Here is a 16,237-nt window from a genome sequence, read left to right as displayed (position 1 = left end):
GCAACGTCCAGTGACGTGCCACCGAGGCCCTCGCCCGCGGTGGTTCGAGACCGGGCACCGTCCGCGACGCCGTCGGATCGGTCACACCGGGCCCGTGAAGGCCCACTCCCCGTGCCCGACACGGAAGACGACGAACGCGGGGTCGCTGCGCAGGAACTCCGCGCCATCCGGCGCGGCCACCCGGGCGCGCGCCCCTCCCGGCACATGTACCTCGGCCGTCGAGCCCACCGGCACCCGCACCGACAGCCGCAGCTCCCGGTCCAGCCGTGACCAGGACACGGCGGCCTCTCCGCGCACCGTACGGATCGAGGTACGGGCCCAGTTCACTCCCGTACGGGCGTCGGGGCGCACCGAGAAGGTGCGGTAGCCGGCGTCCCCGGGACGCAGCCCGGCCACGTTCTCGTACAGCCACTGCGCGACCGTGCCCAGGAAGTAGTGGTCGCGGGAGCGGGAGTCCAGCGGCCACATCTCCCACATGGTGTCGGCGCCGTTGGCCTGCCAGTACCCCCAGCTCGGATAGGTCCGCTGCGTCGCGACGGCGTGTGCCACGTCGGGGCGACCGTGGGCACACAGCACCCTCAGCAGCACACTCGTGCCCAGGCAGCCGGTGTTCAGATGGTTGCCGCGCGCCTCGATGTCCGCGACCAGGCTGTCCACCACGGAGGCGCGGGCGCCGGCCGGTACGAGGCCGAAGGCCAGCGGAATCGCGTTGGACGTCTGCCGGTAGCCGGGGTCCTTCGCCGTACGGTAGTGGCCCTCCGGACTCAGGAACGCCTCATTGAACGCGGTCTTCAGCTTCTCGGCCGCCTCCCGGTACCGCTTCACGGCCTCGCCGTCACCCAGCACTTCGCCCAGTTCGGCGGCGTTCAGCAGCGCCCGGTGGAGGTACGCGGTCGCGGTCAGCCGGGTGTCCTCCGGGGGAATCTCGTAACCGGGCGCCACCCAGTCGCCGAGCGCCGTGACCGCCAGCCCGTCCCGCAGCCGGGCCAGCTCCCAGTCCAGATACCGGGTCAGCGTCGCCCAGTGCTCGCGGGCGGCACGCTCGTCCCCGTACACCCGGTACAACTCACGCACGACGAACGGGTGGACGGTCGTCCACTCGGGGGAGGGGGCCAGCTCCTGGTATCCCCAGCCGCCGCTCGGCACGATCACCGGCAGCTGCCCCTCGCCGTTCTGGCTGTCCGCCAGATCGCCCAGCCACTTGGACAGGAAGCGGTGCACCCCGAAGGCGTACGCCATCACCGGCGCCCCGACCTGGGCGTCGCCGGTCCAGCCGTTCTTCTCGTACATGGGGGTGTCGGTCGGGATGCCGTGCAGGTTGTTGAGGAGCGTGCGGCGCATGGCACCGTCCAGCCACTCGTAGAACGGCTCCGAGCAGGCGAAGGAGCTGACCTCCTCGACACGGGTGTGCACCAGCCGCCCCAGTACCTGCTTCGGGGACGGGCGTGCGGGCAGGCCGTGGATCTCCACATAACGGAAGCCCTTGTACGAGAACTTCGGCTCCCAGACCTCATCCTCTCCGCCGCCCGCGCAGATGTACTCGTCGGTCTGGAAGCGGCCGGGGACATGGCCGGTCTCGGCTTGCACGCTTCCGTCGGCCTTCAACTTCTCGCCGTGGACGAGGCGGACGGCGGTGCCCGCCTTGGCGCCGCGGACGGTGAGGCGGGTCCAGCCCGCCATGGTGCGGCCCATGTCCACCACGTACACCCCGGGGCGGAGCTCGGAGATGCCCGTCGGCCGTACCGTCTCGGCGATCTCGATCGGATCGTGCGGCTGCGCCCTGAGCGCGCCCCGGGGAGCCTGCTGCACACCCGCCGTCCGCCAGCCGCTGTCGTCGAAGCCGGGACGGGACCAGGCGCGCGGGGCCCGGCGAGCGTCGTATGTCTCGCCCGCGTAGAGGGAGTTGGACAGGGTCGGCCCCTCGGTGATCCGCCACTCGCCGTCCGAGGCGACGGTGGTGCGGGAGCCGTCGGGGTGGTCGATCTCCAGCTGGGCCAGCAGCCGGGGCTCGCCGTGCCACGGCGGGCGGTGCCAGTTCCAGACGTTGGGCGTGGTCATGCCGAAGAAGCCGCGGCCGAGGGTGACGCCGATGGCGTTCTCGCCGCGCCTGAGCAGTTCGGTGACATCGTGGACGGCGTACAGCACGGTCTCGTCGTAGTCCGTGAAGGCGGGGTCGAGCACCTGCCGGCCGACCCTGCGTCCGTTGATCTCGGCCTCGTAGTAGGCGAGTCCGCTGATGTAGAGGCGGGCCCGGGAGATCCGCCGCCGCACGGTGAAGGCACGGCGCAGCAGCGGCGCGGGCTGCTCCGGCACGGCGACGCTCACTCCGCTGCCCCAGGGCCCCTGCCCGTACGGGGCGAGCACGGCGGCCTCGGCCCAGGCCGCGTCGTCGAACTCCGGGTGCTGCCAGCCCTCTTGGGGCTCGTCCACGGAGACGCGCCAGCCGGGCCCGGTGACCAGTTCGTGCGGGCCGCCGTCCTCCGTCTCGACGACCAGCCGGACCAGCAGGCCTCCGGGATTCACGGAGGCGCCGGGGCGGTTGGTGGCACGGGCGGCGAGCACCACGAGACCACCGGCGGCACGGACCTCCTCGGTGACGTCGGCCGCACGGCCGGTGCGCCAGCCGTCCTGCTGCTCCGGTGCGTGCAGCACCTGCCGGCCGTCGAGATGGAGAGTGAAGTCGTCGTCGGCGGTGGCGACCACCGTGGCCCGCCGCACTGCCGTGCCCTCGGGCAGTCGCAGTCCCGCCCGGAACCAGCACGGCCCCACGGGGGCGTCGGAGGAGTTGGCGTCTCGCGACCAAATCCATGAGGCCCCGGAGAGGGCGGGTGGCTGCGGCGGCGGATCCGCGCCGATCCAGCGGGCGCCCGCGGCCTGCCAGTCGGCGTCCGACAACGTTGTCTCCCACCAGCCGGTCCCGCTCCAGCGCGAAGCCCGCCCGGCACCGTCCCAGACCCGCACCCGCCAGTGGTAGCGGGTACGGGGGCGCAGCTCGGGCCCCTCGTAGGGGACGCCCACGCTGCGGTCGGACGCCACCTTCCCCGAGTCCCAGGCCAGCCCGGCCCCGGCCCAGGCGCCTTTCGCCGGCTCCCCGGGGCCGAGGGCCACCTGGATCTGGTACGCGCTCTGCCGGGCGCCGCGCCCCGGAGCGGACAACTCCCAGCCGAGGCGGGGGTGTTCGACGTCGGTGCCCAGGAGCCGCTCGGTGTACTCGACGGTGGTGCGCTCGACGCGGAGTGCTCCGGCGCGGTCGCCCTCCGCCTCCGGCTCCGCTGGGCCGGCGGCCGTCGCCGGGGCGGCCGACAACGCGGTTAACCCGGCACCCGCGCCCGCGGTCGTACCTTTCAGGAAGAGTCTTCGGTTCCAGGACTGGCCCATGCGTTCCTCGCTCGCTGTGTCGTCGCGGACAACGAAACTGTGCTTGAAACGATTCAAATCTCTTGTCGGCAATGTTATGTACGCGAGTGGCGCCCAACAAGGTGTGTTACAGCGGAGGTTGGGGGAACGGTCAGTGCCGTGTGCCTGGAGGGGCGGTAGGAGACGCTCCCCGCCAGGGCGTCGCGGCGTCCGGTCATGTCGTGGCGAGGCCTTCCCCGAGTGCCGCCGGTGGCCTGACTGCCGGGATCGTTGGTGAATCGAGCGCTGAGGGCGTCGAGCCCCTCGCGACCGTGATTGCCGGATCGGCAAGAGAAATGGCGTCCTTGGCGGGCGTGGCGCACGGTGTGCGCATGACTGCACAGAAGGCTTCTGAGGAACTGGACGTCCTGGTGGTGGGAGGGGGAGTCGCCGGGCTGTCGGGTGCGCTGACTCTGGCGCGCGCCCGTCGCTCCGTACTGGTCGTGGATTCCGGTGAACCGCGCAACGCGCCCGCCGCGGCGGGGCACGGTCTGCTGTCCCGGGACGGCATTCCGCCGCTTGAGCTGTTGCGACTCGGCCGGGCGGAGGTTGTCGGCTATGGCGGGCAGATCGTGTCCGACCGGGCGGTGTCCGCCCGGCGCGTGGAGGGCGGCTTCGTCGTCGAGACCGGGAGCGGTCGCAGCTTCAGGGCGCGACGTCTGCTGGTGACGACAGGTCTGGTCGATGAGCTGCCCGAGGTGCCGGGGCTGCGGGAGCGGTGGGCACGCGATGTACTGCACTGCCCGTACTGCCATGGCTGGGAGGTTCGCGACAGGCCGATCGGCGTGCTCGGTGGCAGCCCGATGTCCGTGCACCAGGCGCTGCTGTTTCGACAGTGGTCGCCGGAGGTGACGTTGTTCCTGCACACCGGCGAGGACTTGGCCGAGGAGCAGTGGGAACGTCTGGCGGCGCGCGGGATCGCGGTGATCGACGGCGAGGTGACCGGTCTGACCGTGGTGGAGGACCGTCTGACCGGAGTCCGGCTGGCCTCAGGCCGGGAGGTGCCGGCGGAGGCGCTGGCGGTTGCACCGCGGTTGGCGGCGCGCAGTGAGCTGCTCTCCGGTCTCGGCCTGGGCTCGGTGGAGCACCCCATGGGGGTGGGGACGTATGTGCCGTCGGACCCGAGCGGGCTGACCGAGGTGGCCGGGGTGTGGGTGGCGGGCAACGTCACCGACTTGATGGCCCCTGTCCCTGTCGCGCAGGCGGCCGGGCTGCAGGCTGCGGCGGCGATCAACGCGGACCTGGTCAACGCGGACACCGATGCCGCCGTGGCCCGCCGCAGGGCAGCCGCCTCCGGAGGCGTGTTCGGTCCGGCCGGTGAAGCCGAGGTCTGCGCGCGGGTCCTGGACGAACGCCGTCACGGTCTCGACTCGCTGCTGCACTCCGAGGAACCCGCGCGGCCGTAGCGGTGGGGCAGCCTGTCCTGGCGCGGGCTGCTGGAGATCAGCTGGGGCGGGCGCGCAGATGGGCGCGCTCGCCCTGCTGCCCGAAGATGACGAGGAGTTCCACCGGCTTGTCGTCGTCGGGAGCGAGCCAGTGCGGGAGGTGGGTGTCGAACTCCGCCGCCTCGCCGGGGGCGAGGACGAGGGAGCGGTCGCCGAGGAGGAGGCGCAGGCGGCCGTTGAGGACGTAGACCCACTCATAGCCCTCGTGCGTCTTCAGTTCGGGTTCGCCGACGCTGGGCCGGATGACGAGTTTATGGGCGTGCAGGCCTGCGGCGCGGCGGGTGAGCGGCACGTACGTCATGCCGCCGCGCGTTACGGGGCGCAGGTGCACGCGGGGATCGCCGGTTTGCGGAGCGCCGACGAGTTCGTCCAGGGGCACACCGTAGGAGCGGGCGAGCGGGAGCAACAGCTCCAGGTGGGGTTTGCGTCCACCGCTCTCCAGCCGGGAGAGCGTGCTCTCCGAGATGCCGGTGGTCGCGGCCAGGGCGGCCAGGGTGATGCCGCGCTCGCGGCGCAGTTCCCGCAGCCTGGGGCCCACTGCCGCCAGCACGTCGTTGAGCTCGTCCACCCCCACATCTTGCCGAATCAGCATGATTCCTTGCAATCGGAGCGGACGCGGTCGCACTCTCCTGGCCTCACGGGCGCCGCCCCCCCCGGGTGCCCGCGTCCCGGGCCCAGTCGCCACATCCGATGATCTGAACGGAGCCCCAGGCCATGAGCGACAACATCCACGACCACGACGCCGTCGGCGAAGCCGCACGGTTCTGGGAGAACCACTACAGCGGCCACGACAGAGTGTGGAAGGGCACCCCCAACCCGCTGCTCGCCGACACCGCCGGCCGGCTGACTCGCGGCAGGGCCCTGGACCTCGGCTGCGGTGAAGGAGGCGACGCCATCTGGCTGGCCACCCAGGGCTGGCAGGTCACAGCCGTCGACATCGCACCCACCGCCCTGGCACGCACCGCACGCCACGCCGCCGAAGCCGGTGTCGCCGACCGCGTCACCACCGAGCGGCACGACCTCGCCGCCACCTTCCCCGACGGGACCTTCCACCTCGTCTCCGCCCAATACCTGCACACCCCGTTCGACCTGCCCCGCGCCGACGTCCTGCGCCGGGCCGCCCACGCTCTCTCCCCGGGCGGGCTCCTGCTCATCGTCGATCACGGCTCGGTACGTCCCTGGGCATGGAACCCCGACCCGGACACCCATTTCCCCACCCCGGAGGACATCTACGACGGCCTCGCCCTCGACCCCGCGGGGTGGACGCCCGAACGCCTCGACCGGCCCCGGCGCGAAGCCACCGGCCCGGGCGGGCAGACCGCCACCGTGACCGACACCGTCATCGCCGTGCGCCGCACCGGCTGACCCCGCACCCGTCACATGAAACGCCGCACCACAACCGTGGTGCGGCACAGCACCCGCACAAGGAGACATCTTCCATGCCAGGCCTGTTCGACCCGGTGACCGTCGGCAAGTGGACGCTCAACAACCGCATCGTCATGGCGCCCATGACACGCAACCGGGCCACCGCCGACGGCGTGCCCACGGACATCATGGCGACGTACTACGGGCAGCGGGCCACCGCGGGCCTGATCATCACCGAGGGCGTTCAGCCCAGCGCGGCAGGCCAGGGCTACATGAACTCCCCTGGCCTGCACACCTTCCAGCAGATCGAGGGATGGCGCAGGGTCGCCGACGCCGTACACAGCAGAGGCGGCCGCATCGTCGCCCAGCTCATGCACGCCGGGCGCATCGGACACCCGGACAACAAGCGCGGCGCGGAAACCGTCGCCCCCAGTGCCCTCGCCTTCCCCGGCGACATATTCACCCCCAACGGACCTCGGCCCCACCCCACGCCCCGCGCTCTGCGGACCGATGAAATCCCCGCCATCGTGGAGGAGTTCGCGCTGGCGGCTCGGGCGGCCCTCGACGCGGGCCTCGACGGTGTCGAACTGCACGCCGCCAACGGCTACCTGCCCCACCAGTTCCTCGCCCCCACCACCAACGAGCGCACCGACGCCCACGGCGGCACCGCCCGGGCCCGCGCCCGATTCGTCATCGAGGTCGCCGAGGCCCTCGCCGAGACGATCGGCAGCGAACGAGTCGGCATCCGGATCTCTCCCGGGATCAATCTCCATGGAGCCCTGGAGAACGACCCGGCCGAGACCGCCGCCACCTACCAGGCAATGATCGACGCCCTCGCGCCGATGGGGTTGGCCTACCTGCACACCATCGGAGACCCGACCAGCCCGCTCCTGAAGGACCTCACCACCCGCTTCGGCGGCCCGCGCATCGTCAGCAACGGCTGGGACCCCGTCACGGACGCCACCATCGCACGTGGCCTCGTCGAAACGGGCCAGGCCGACCTCGCCGCCGTCGGCAGAGCCTTCATCGCCAACCCCGACCTGGTACGGCGCTGGCAGGACAACTCCCCCCTCAACCAGCCCGACGCCACCACCTTCTACGGCGGGGACCACCGCGGCTACACCGACTACCCCACCCTCACCGACGCATGAACCGGCGGGAGGCGTCGAGCTGTCGTACGTGCGGCGAGTGCAGCCTTGGGCGATGCCGCGGGTGTGCCCGAAACGGGTGGTCGGCCACCGCGCCACGGAGCCTGTGACGCTCGGGCCTGCCGGTTCGCTGGACAAGGTGGCTGCGGGGAAGTGCGTCCGCACGCATGCCGGGCAAGCAGAGGGAAAGAACGGCGTTGACGACGATCCAGCACAGCCGGGCGGGAAGACGGCAGGCCATGCGTCGGATCCGGCCCCGGCGTTCCCCCGCGGCACCCCTGCTGGTGCTGGCCTGGACGGGCGCCGCCGCCGTGCTGTGGCTGTGGTGGCGGGGCACCCCCGCCGTCGCCGCGACCACCGCCGACCGGCTGGTGAACGCGGGCCGGATCACCGGACTGCTCGCCGGTTATGTGATCGCCCTGGTGATCGCCCAGATGGCGCGCGTGCCGGCCCTGGAACGCCGGGTCGGGTCCGACCGTGTGGTGCGCTGGCACGGGCGAAGCGGCCGCTACGCGCTGAGCCTGACCCTCGCCCACGTCGTGCTGATCCTGTACGGATACGCGCTGCAGGCGGACACCGGCATCGTGGCGCAGACGGTCTCCGTCGTCACCGAGTACCCGAGGATGATCGAAGCCGCCATCGGCATGGCGCTGCTGCTCCTGGTCGGCTTCGTCTCCGCCGGCGCCGTACGCCGCCGTATGCGCTATGAGCTCTGGTACTACCTGCACCTGCTCACCTACGCCGCGGTCTACTTCGCCTTCTGGCACCAACTCGCCACGGGCAATGAGTTCATCGGCAACACCACCGCACGCGCCGCCTGGTACGCCCTGTACGTCACGGTCGGCGCCCTGCTGCTGTGGTACCGCGTGCTCACCCCGGTACGGCTCAACCTCCGGCACCGCATGCGGGTCGAGTCGGTCGTGCAGGAGGCGCCGGGTGTGGTCTCCGTGCTGATCCGGGGTCGGCGGCTGCACCGTCTGGGCGCCGAGGCGGGGCAGTTCTTCCGCTGGCGGTTCCTCACCAAGGGGCTGCGGTGGAGTGTCAACCCGTACTCGCTGTCGGCGCCGCCCCGCCCCGACCTGCTGCGGATCACCGTCAAGGCCGTCGGCGGGCACAGCGCGGCGCTGGCCGGACTGCGGCCGGGCACACGCGTGTGGGCGGAAGGGCCGTACGGGGCGATGACCGCCGCCCGCCGCAGTCGAGGCAAGGTACTGCTGCTCGCGGGAGGGGCAGGCATCACCCCGCTTCGCGCCCTGTTCGAGACGCTGCCCGGCGCACCCGGGGACCTGACGCTGCTCTACCGCGCCCGTACCGCGGAGGAACTGGCGCTGCGGGACGAACTGGAGGCGATCGCGGACGAGCGCGGGGCCCAGCTGCTGTACGCGGTCAACAGTCCTGACGGGCGACGGCCTGCGATCACCGCGAAGGTGCTGCGCAGGATCCTGCCGGACATCGCGCGTCACGACGTGTACCTGTGCGGGCCCCCGGGGCTGGCCGAGGAGTCGTACGCCGCCCTTCGCGAGGCAGGTGTCCCGCACCGCCGCATCCACCACGAGTCCTTCGAGTTCTGAGGCCGACCGTGACACTTCGTACCGCTGACGAGTTCTGAGGCGGGCCGTGACAGCCGTGACACTTCGTACTGCTGATGCGCTGGTGCTTCCGTGAGGAAGAAGCACCCGTTCCGCCACGCCCTGCTGGCCACGGTCGGCACCGTCTCCGGCATCGTGCTGCTGCTGGCGCTCAAGCCGACCACGGACCCTTCGCTCGCGCAGGCCGAGCCCGCGATCACGTCGAGCGCCGCCGCGCCCGCTTCCCCGTCGGCGTCCGCGCGTTCCCCGTCCGCGTCACCCTCGCCGTCGAAGACGCCCCAGAGGAAGCACACACCGGCCGCTCCCTCGACGAGCGCGCAACCGTCGCGCACCACTTCAGCCGCCCCGACGAGAACCAGCAGCGCCCCCTCCGCACCACAGACCACTGTGGCCGCACCCGCCCCAGCCCCCACCCCCACCACCCGCACCGTCACCGGGGCCACCGCCGAGACGAAGTACGGCCCGGTCCAGGTACGGGTCACTCTCACCGGTAGCAGAATCACCGGGGCGACCGCCGTCCAGTCGCCCGACGAGACGGCGCGGAGCAGGGACATCAACTCCACGGCCGTCCCCAAACTCAACCAGGAGACGCTGCAGGCACAGAGCGCGGACATCGACACGGTGTCAGGCGCCACGTACACCAGCGCGGGCTACAGACAGTCGCTGCAGAGCGCCCTGGACCGGGCCGGCATCTGAGGGTCCGGGGCGGGGTCGGTTCCCGCGGGGTGCGTACATGATCACGGCTGTGCCGGCGAGGCGCCGCGGCAGGCCCCTGCCGGCGCCGGGGGGTCAGGCCGCCTGGGGCAGCGCACATCTGCCTACGCGGCTATCCGAGTTGAGCGCGGACAAGCTACCTGGTCCCTCATGGCTGACAACCGCTCTACTCGCGACTGGGAACAGGTTAAGGAAAAGCTGGAGCAATTCTCCAAGGTCCCGGCGGAGGTTGACCTACTGCAACTCGGGCAGTTGATGCTGAAACAGATAGAGAGCAATGCAGATGGGATCATGTTATTAGTGCCGTGACTGGAAACCTCGCCGGTTGGTGTTCGTGGCTCTGCAACTGCCCGGTCGGCATCACGAAGCACCTCACAGAATCGGCTCCATGCTCTGATGCCCGCTTGACTGTGGCTACTTCCCTCGGAGTAGGGCACAGATCCTCCACCCGACGGATGCCCTGCATACCCCTCAGGGGCATGGTGGACGGCACGGCGACAGCCGCTCACAGGACAGGAGGACGGGATGCTGCTGATCGAGTTCTTCGTGCCCAGGGACGCTTTGAGCGAAGAGGAGCGGGAAGCGCTGGGGCACCGGGCCATCGACCGGCTCATGGTCGAGGACGACAGCCACGCCATGGACATCATCAACGCCCAGCGCGCGATCACGCAGGTGCTCGTGCACGAGCCCAGCACGTGGGTTCTCGGCCAGAGGCCGACGGCCGACCCCGCAAACCCGCCGCGGTATCTCGTGCGGGTCACCGTTCCGGCCTCGTGGCGCAAGGAAATGAGCAGCCACGTCGTGGAGATCCTTACCGATGTCCTGGCCGAGACCGAGCGTGCCGCCGACCGTGACCCCGAGCGGGTACGGCGCGAACCCCACGCCGTGATTCTCGTGGATGGCATCTCCGAGGGAGGCATCGGCATCCACGGAAACGCCATGAGCAGCCTGGACCTCACGGAACTCATCAGCCGGCCGTACCGCGACAACACCAGCATCCACCCGGCACCCAAGCCGCCGCAGGGCAAACTGATCGACCCGATCTGCGGCATGAGCGTGGATCTCAACGCCTCCACGCTCACCTTGGTGCACCAGGGGACTCTGTACGGCTTCTGCCATGGCTTATGCCGAAGGGCTTTCGCGGACGAGCACGGAGTGCCGCTCAGCAACCAGGTGTGGTGACCGCAGAGGTTCGCCGGGCCGGCTCAGGCTGCGGTTTTGAGAGGGCGTCCGCCCCAGAGGATGCTCTTCTCGCTGCGGATGCAGCCGCGTTCCCGCCATCGCGCCCGGCTCCCCGGTCGCCTGTGTATCGAGGGTCTGTCCTGTGTCGGACGATCCTGTGTCGGACGGGGCCATGTTGGCCTCGCCCCCGCACTCGCGGAGTGCTCAACCGCTCGCCGTCCCGACCGGATGAAACGCCTGGTGCACCAGTCCAGAAGCCTGGAGGGTGTTGGGCGCTCAGGCACGGCCCGAACGCAGGCGTAGAGTTGCTCAGGGCGAGCGGCCGGCTGGCCGGTCCGATCGCGTGATTGTTCGCAACACCGATATCGATGGGGGATACCCGCTCACTCGATCGGAGTGGGCACCGAGGTGGTACTGCACGACCTCGGGCTCTGCGACCGGATTGACCAGTTGGTCGCGGTGGGGCCGTACAACGTGCGACGGACACCCGTCGCCGTAGGTCACGAACCACGGAATCAACATGCCTCACGCACCTGTCGACGACTGCGTCCGGTTGCCCTACGGGCAGGCAGGCTCCGGTCCCGCCCTGCTGCCCGCCCGCGGAACTCGCCGAAGATCCCACCCGGCTCACGCCGGTCGGATATTGCGTGGGCGACGCCGTCAGCCTCACGGCTGTGGGGAGTGCGGCGTTCGTGTCTGAGCAAGGATGGCTGGGGGCCGGCAGGTACCGGCTGGTGGAGCGCATAGGCCGGGGCGGCATGGGTACCGTGTGGCGTGCCCGGGACGAGTTGCTCAACCGCGAGGTAGCGGTCAAGAGGCTCCACCACTCCTCTCTGGACGACGACGTCGACAGGCTCCTTGAGCGCACACGCCACGAGGCGCGCCTCGCCGCCCGGCTCAGCCACCCCAACGTCGTCGTGGTGCATGACGTCGTGGACGACGGGGGATCGCCCGCGATCGTCATGGAATACGTGCCGTCCGTCACCCTCGCCGAGGTGATCAGGAAGCTCGGGCCGGTCCCGCCGGAGGAGGCCGCCCGCATCGCAAGCGGGGTGATCGCCGCGCTGCGCGCCGCTCATGACGCCGGGGTGGTGCACCGCGACATCAAGCCCGGCAATGTCCTGCTCGGAAGTGACGACCGCGTGGTGCTGACGGATTTCGGCATCGCCGTGGCCCCGGATACCTCCCCGCTCACCATGACCGGCCAGCTCATCGGTTCCATCGACTACTGCTCGCCGGAACGGCTCGGCGGCGGCACGCCGGGCCCGGAGTCCGACCTGTGGGCGCTCGGCGTGCTGCTCTACGAGGCGGTGGAGGGCGAGCCACCGTTCCGCCGGGAGACCGGGATCGAGACGGCGTACGCCATCGTGTGGACGCCGGTGCCGTCCGCGCCCGCCGCCGGGCGCTTGGCTCCGCTGATCGAAGGGCTGCTGGTCAAGGACCCCGGCGGGCGGCTGACCGTCGAGGATGTGGAGCGGATGCTCCAGGCACCGCAGTCGACAGCCGCAGGCGCGGCAGTCCCAGCCCGTCGCACGGCCGCCGGACCGGGGACATCCGTGCCGCCCGCCGGGAAGCCGCTCGCCGGGATCCGGCGCAGATCGGCCGGAGTCGCCAAGGGCCTCCGGCTCCGGAACAGAAGAGCGCGGTGGCTCGCCGCGACAGCGGCCGTCGTCGCCATCGTGTCATGCACGGTGATCATGGTCGACTGGATGCGCGGCGAGACGGATCGGTCCACCCATCACGCAAGGACGGAAATCATGCCGGGGGTCTCCTCTCCGTCGCCTTCATCGTCCGAGACCGCAGCTACCTCCACGCCCCGTCCCACGGAGAGCACCCTGCAGGCGCCCCCGGCGGCGGAGACCGAGTACGGGCCACTGTGGTCGGACGGAACGATCGACCCGGGCAGCAATGAGTACTGGGCGCAGAGCGATATCACGGTCAGGACGACTGAGACCCTGACGTCGCTCACCGTCGAGCTGCGTGTCGCACAGACCGGCGGTGTCTCCTCGACCGGCTCCTGGCGGACCCGGCCCGAAGAGGACTTCACCGTCAACGTGGTGAAGACAGACGGCTTCCTCGTCTACCGCTGGACACTCAAGGACGGGCGGACGGTGCCGGCCGGTGAGCACATGTTCGCGGGACAGTACAACCACGAGACCGGCAACCGGGACGTCGGCGGCGACTCGTATGTGGCCACCGCCACGGCGGACGGCGAAACGTACTCGGTGCACGGCCCCTTCACGTCGGCCTCCACCGACTGACGCAGCGCTGGGGCTGCCGCTGGATCCATATGTGCACACTGTGGACCTGCCTGGCAAAGCACGACGTTGGGGCCATGATCTTCGAGGCTCGCGCCGAAGTGGCTCCGTCAAAGCTGTGGAGCCGACCGCCCAAGCCACGACGTACCCCTTCTACGGCGAGCGGAGCGAGCCGACTCGAACCAGTAGAGAAGGGTTGTAACTCAGTCTTGGGCGTGGGGCTTTGCGTCGTCCTGTCGATACGGATCGCCGTGGCGGTGGACGGCCTTCCAGACGCCGTCTTCCCGGCGGAAGATCGTGGTCGCTCGCAAGGCGTACGACGTCGGGGTGCCGTTGACCGTGGCGGTGATCCGCTCGATGGCGACGAGGTATGCGAGGTCGCCGCTTGCGCCGGCCGCGAGGAGCTCGTACTCCAGCGACGCGCATTCGGTGAAGCGGGTGGCGACCCACTCGAAGGTGGGACCCAGTTCGGACCAGCCGATGCGGTCGGCACGGACGGCTCTCCCGGTTCGGCTCGGCTGCGGCGCTACAGCGCCACAAGGGTCAGCGGTTCCACGCCGCCGCACAGCGATGGCGCTGGATCCAGCTTGCCGTCCGCCACTGACAATGCCCCTTCCGTACGTGTCGGTTCGTCCGGTTAGCGGAGGCGAAACCTCACGGAAATCCCTTGTGGGACAAGGGCCCTACGCTGGAACCGAGCGCTTGGAGCCGCATTTTCTGCGGCCCGGAACGGGAGGTGAGCCGGTGGTCGACGTCCCACGACAGCGCCCGCGGCGCATCAAGCGGCTGCGCCCGGTGGGCGACGGAGAACTACGGCTGCACCACCGCGTCGTGCACGGCTACCGCCGTGCCTACCGCATGGCCGGCCAGGGCCCGGTACTCGTCCTGATCCACGGCATCGGCGACTCCTCGGCGACCTGGGCCGAGCTCATCCCCGACCTCGCCCGCACCCACACGGTGATCGCCCCTGACCTGCTCGGCCACGGCGCCTCGGACAAGCCCCGGGCCGACTACTCGGTCGCCGCGTACGCGAACGGGGTGCGCGACCTGCTGTCCACGCTCGACATCGAACAGGCCACGCTGGTCGGGCACTCGCTCGGCGGCGGCGTCGCCATGCAGTTCGCGTACCAGTTCCCGGAGCGCACGGAGCGGCTGATCCTGGTCAGTGCGGGCGGCGTGGGCGGCGAGGTGAATCCGGTCCTGCGGGCGGTGTCGCTGCCCGGCGCCCATCTGATGCTCTCCGCGCTGCGCTTGCCCGGCATGGGTGTGCAAGCACGCCTGTTCGCCCACCTGATGCGACTCCTCAACACCGATCTGGGCCAGGACGCACCGGAGTTGCTCACCCTCGTGGACGCGCTTCCCGACGAGACCTCGCGCAGCGCCTTCATCCGTACCCTGCGCGCCGTGGTCGACTGGCGCGGCCAGGTGGTGACCATGCTCGACCGCTGCTACCTCACCGAGGGCATGCCCACGATGCTGATATGGGGCGACCGGGACAGCGTGGTGCCCGTACGGCACGCGTACGGGGCGCACGAGGCGATGCCCGGCAGCCGCCTGGAGATCTTCGAGGGGGCCGGGCACTTCCCGTTCCACACCGACCCCGCGCGGTTCCTCTCCCTCGTCGAGGAGTTCACGAGTACCACCGGCCCGGCCGACTGGAGCCGGGAGACCTGGAGCGGACTGCTCCGCGCCGGACGTCCGGGCAGCGCGGCGGGACAGCCGGACACCGCGCAGAACCGGGCCGTGGAGCGGGACATGAGAGAGGCGAGCGAGCGCAGCGCGACGTGATGCCGCGCGGCCCGGTCTCCTCAGAGGGCGTTCTCCTCAAGAGGTGGGTGTTTCCTGACGCCCGGCGTCAGCCCTCCCGTGTTCCCGACGGTTCCGGCGCACCGAGGACCGCGTCCCGCTCCTCGTTCGCCGAGGAACTCCTTGACGAGAATCGAACTCGCGCTCTCAGCTTGGGAAGGTGAGCGGCCCGGCCGAGGAGGTAGATGGCGTGATCGCGCTGGGTGTGCATGGCGTCGCTGGTGACGACGACTCCTGCCAGGTCGGCGCAGATCATCAAGAACCGGGCATCACGCGACGAAGCCCTGGCCCACGTCATGCCGCTCACGCCGGGCGGCGCCAACCGCGGCGGTATCGGTCGAACGGTCGAGGGGCACCGCCCGAACCCTGGCCGAATGGCCGAGGCGCGCGCTCGTGGCCGCGGGCGAGGGTGGAGCCACTTCCTCCGCCCCGGCCCCGGGGCGGAGGAAGTGGCTCAAGCCTCGCCCGCGGACACCGCCGCCCGCCTCGGCCGAACGGTCACGCTTCCGGGCCGGGCTCCTCGGCCATTCGGCCGATCCCGCGGACGCCTCGGCCATTCGGACAGCCCCACCGCGGATGCCGGCCTGGACCAGGACGTCGCCGTGCGGAGCAGTAGGCCAAAATGCGCTGAATTTACGGCTGCCCGGCGCGAGGCATGTGGCACGCAACGAGGCACTCCGCATGCCTACGCCCTTGCGGCAGGTGTGGAGCACGCCGAAGAGCTGTTGGCTGGCATCACCCAGGAGGAACTGCGCGGCATGCTGGCGGTCCTGGGTATCAAGCCACCCGGCACCAAGCGGCAGCGACTCGCGGCTCTGGTGGAGCATCACAGTGACGCGGAACGGGTCGCCGCGTTGGTGGCGCTCCGATCAAGCAACTCCCGTGTGGCCGCCGGTGCTTGAGCCAGGTCCACGCCGCGTCAGTCACTGTTCGTCTCCACCGTCTTCGCCCCGCTCGCCGAGCACTTGAGCTGGCGCACCACCTACGCGGTCCTGGCCGTGCAGGAGGTGGTGGCGGTCACGAAGACGCCGAACGTCGCCGCTCTTCGCTGAGGCGTTCACGCCGGGTTGAGCGAAGGCATCCGCCCGGCGCCCACGCGACCGCCACCACGACATACGCCGAATCGTCCGCCGCTCTGATGCGAGGCGTCAGTCGCCAGGCAACGTTTAGACGTCACGGTCCAGCCCTCGAACAGCACGGCGAGGTTCATGGCTCCCCGCAGCACCGTTAACAAGGAATTACTGAGCCCTTCGGATTGTTGTCGGGGGGTGGTGACGTGTGGTGATCCCTGCGGTAGGCCGGTGGTATGCGGTACGCGCAGGGTGGCGGCCTGA

The 16,237-nt window shown here is 70.5% G+C and carries 15 protein-coding genes; 10 read left to right on the top strand and 5 right to left on the bottom strand.

Features of this window, described 5'->3' with window-relative positions:
* Window positions 1-81 precede the first annotated feature (81 nt).
* Window positions 82-3,378 carry a family 78 glycoside hydrolase catalytic domain gene (locus ACFYO0_RS13145; protein WP_388674312.1) on the bottom strand — a complete coding sequence of 1,099 codons (3,297 nt, stop codon included), beginning with the start codon at window positions 3,376-3,378 and terminating at the stop codon, window positions 82-84.
* 350 nt (window positions 3,379-3,728) lie between these two features.
* Here ACFYO0_RS13145 and ACFYO0_RS13140 point away from each other — a divergent pair, with 350 nt between their 5' ends.
* The gene (locus tag ACFYO0_RS13140) at window positions 3,729-4,802 is read left to right on the top strand and encodes an NAD(P)/FAD-dependent oxidoreductase (RefSeq protein ID WP_388674310.1); all 1,074 of its coding nucleotides are present in this window, start codon (window positions 3,729-3,731) and stop codon (window positions 4,800-4,802) included.
* Window positions 4,803-4,839: 37 nt separating this feature from the next.
* Here ACFYO0_RS13140 and ACFYO0_RS13135 read toward each other — a convergent pair whose 3' ends face one another.
* A complete protein-coding gene (locus tag ACFYO0_RS13135) occupies window positions 4,840-5,433 on the bottom strand; it encodes a helix-turn-helix domain-containing protein (protein WP_388674308.1) in 594 nt (197 codons plus the stop codon).
* Between the two features lie 122 nt (window positions 5,434-5,555).
* On the opposite strand from ACFYO0_RS13135, the gene ACFYO0_RS13130 reads away from it, so the two are divergent.
* From ACFYO0_RS13130 to ACFYO0_RS13100, 7 genes are all read left to right on the top strand, one after another.
* Window positions 5,556-6,206, top strand: a complete 651-nt coding sequence (locus ACFYO0_RS13130; RefSeq protein WP_388674306.1) for an SAM-dependent methyltransferase — start codon at window positions 5,556-5,558, stop codon at window positions 6,204-6,206.
* A 74-nt stretch (window positions 6,207-6,280) separates the two neighbouring features.
* Window positions 6,281-7,357, top strand: coding sequence for an alkene reductase (locus tag ACFYO0_RS13125; RefSeq protein WP_388674304.1), 1,077 nt, complete (start codon window positions 6,281-6,283; stop codon window positions 7,355-7,357).
* 236 nt (window positions 7,358-7,593) lie between these two features.
* Entirely contained in the window at window positions 7,594-8,925 is a 1,332-nt protein-coding gene (locus tag ACFYO0_RS13120) for a ferric reductase-like transmembrane domain-containing protein (RefSeq protein WP_388674302.1), read from the top strand.
* Between the two features lie 90 nt (window positions 8,926-9,015).
* Entirely contained in the window at window positions 9,016-9,639 is a 624-nt protein-coding gene (locus ACFYO0_RS13115; RefSeq protein ID WP_388674300.1) for an FMN-binding protein, read from the top strand.
* 168 nt (window positions 9,640-9,807) lie between these two features.
* Window positions 9,808-9,966, top strand: coding sequence for a hypothetical protein (locus tag ACFYO0_RS13110; protein WP_388674298.1), 159 nt, complete (start codon window positions 9,808-9,810; stop codon window positions 9,964-9,966).
* 216 nt (window positions 9,967-10,182) lie between these two features.
* Complete coding sequence (locus tag ACFYO0_RS13105) at window positions 10,183-10,839, top strand: hypothetical protein (protein ID WP_388674296.1); 657 nt, start codon at window positions 10,183-10,185, stop codon at window positions 10,837-10,839.
* Window positions 10,840-11,531: 692 nt separating this feature from the next.
* Window positions 11,532-13,100: a protein kinase gene (locus ACFYO0_RS13100; RefSeq protein WP_388674294.1), complete on the top strand. Its 1,569-nt coding sequence runs from the start codon at window positions 11,532-11,534 to the stop codon at window positions 13,098-13,100.
* Between the two features lie 200 nt (window positions 13,101-13,300).
* On the opposite strand, the gene ACFYO0_RS13095 is transcribed toward ACFYO0_RS13100, so the two are convergent.
* Entirely contained in the window at window positions 13,301-13,663 is a 363-nt protein-coding gene (locus tag ACFYO0_RS13095; protein ID WP_388674292.1) for a nuclear transport factor 2 family protein, read from the bottom strand.
* A 178-nt stretch (window positions 13,664-13,841) separates the two neighbouring features.
* On the opposite strand from ACFYO0_RS13095, the gene ACFYO0_RS13090 reads away from it, so the two are divergent.
* Window positions 13,842-14,885: an alpha/beta fold hydrolase gene (locus ACFYO0_RS13090; protein WP_388674290.1), complete on the top strand. Its 1,044-nt coding sequence runs from the start codon at window positions 13,842-13,844 to the stop codon at window positions 14,883-14,885.
* Between the two features lie 67 nt (window positions 14,886-14,952).
* Here ACFYO0_RS13090 and ACFYO0_RS13085 read toward each other — a convergent pair whose 3' ends face one another.
* The gene (locus ACFYO0_RS13085; RefSeq protein WP_388674288.1) at window positions 14,953-15,210 is read right to left on the bottom strand and encodes a hypothetical protein; all 258 of its coding nucleotides are present in this window, start codon (window positions 15,208-15,210) and stop codon (window positions 14,953-14,955) included.
* Window positions 15,211-15,607: 397 nt separating this feature from the next.
* Here ACFYO0_RS13085 and ACFYO0_RS13080 point away from each other — a divergent pair, with 397 nt between their 5' ends.
* Window positions 15,608-15,805: a hypothetical protein gene (locus ACFYO0_RS13080; protein ID WP_388674286.1), complete on the top strand. Its 198-nt coding sequence runs from the start codon at window positions 15,608-15,610 to the stop codon at window positions 15,803-15,805.
* 155 nt (window positions 15,806-15,960) lie between these two features.
* Here ACFYO0_RS13080 and ACFYO0_RS13075 read toward each other — a convergent pair.
* The coding region (locus tag ACFYO0_RS13075) for a hypothetical protein (RefSeq protein ID WP_388674284.1) at window positions 15,961-16,237 on the bottom strand (277 nt) is incomplete at its 5' end.

The organism is Streptomyces sp. NPDC006365 (assembly GCF_042870755.1).
GTDB lineage: Bacteria > Actinomycetota > Actinomycetes > Streptomycetales > Streptomycetaceae > Streptomyces > Streptomyces xiangluensis.
Note: the sequence above shows the minus strand (reverse complement) of the source record. Positions and strands in the feature narration are given on the sequence as shown.

Coding starts and splice junctions, on each gene's coding strand:
- ACFYO0_RS13130 (WP_388674306.1), top strand. CDS start 5,556: ATGAGCGACAACATCCACGACCACGACGCCGTCGGCGAAGCCGCACGG.
- ACFYO0_RS13145 (WP_388674312.1), bottom strand. CDS start 3,378: ATGGGCCAGTCCTGGAACCGAAGACTCTTCCTGAAAGGTACGACCGCG.
- ACFYO0_RS13110 (WP_388674298.1), top strand. CDS start 9,808: ATGGCTGACAACCGCTCTACTCGCGACTGGGAACAGGTTAAGGAAAAG.
- ACFYO0_RS13125 (WP_388674304.1), top strand. CDS start 6,281: ATGCCAGGCCTGTTCGACCCGGTGACCGTCGGCAAGTGGACGCTCAAC.
- ACFYO0_RS13105 (WP_388674296.1), top strand. CDS start 10,183: ATGCTGCTGATCGAGTTCTTCGTGCCCAGGGACGCTTTGAGCGAAGAG.
- ACFYO0_RS13120 (WP_388674302.1), top strand. CDS start 7,594: ATGCGTCGGATCCGGCCCCGGCGTTCCCCCGCGGCACCCCTGCTGGTG.
- ACFYO0_RS13135 (WP_388674308.1), bottom strand. CDS start 5,433: ATGCTGATTCGGCAAGATGTGGGGGTGGACGAGCTCAACGACGTGCTG.
- ACFYO0_RS13140 (WP_388674310.1), top strand. CDS start 3,729: ATGACTGCACAGAAGGCTTCTGAGGAACTGGACGTCCTGGTGGTGGGA.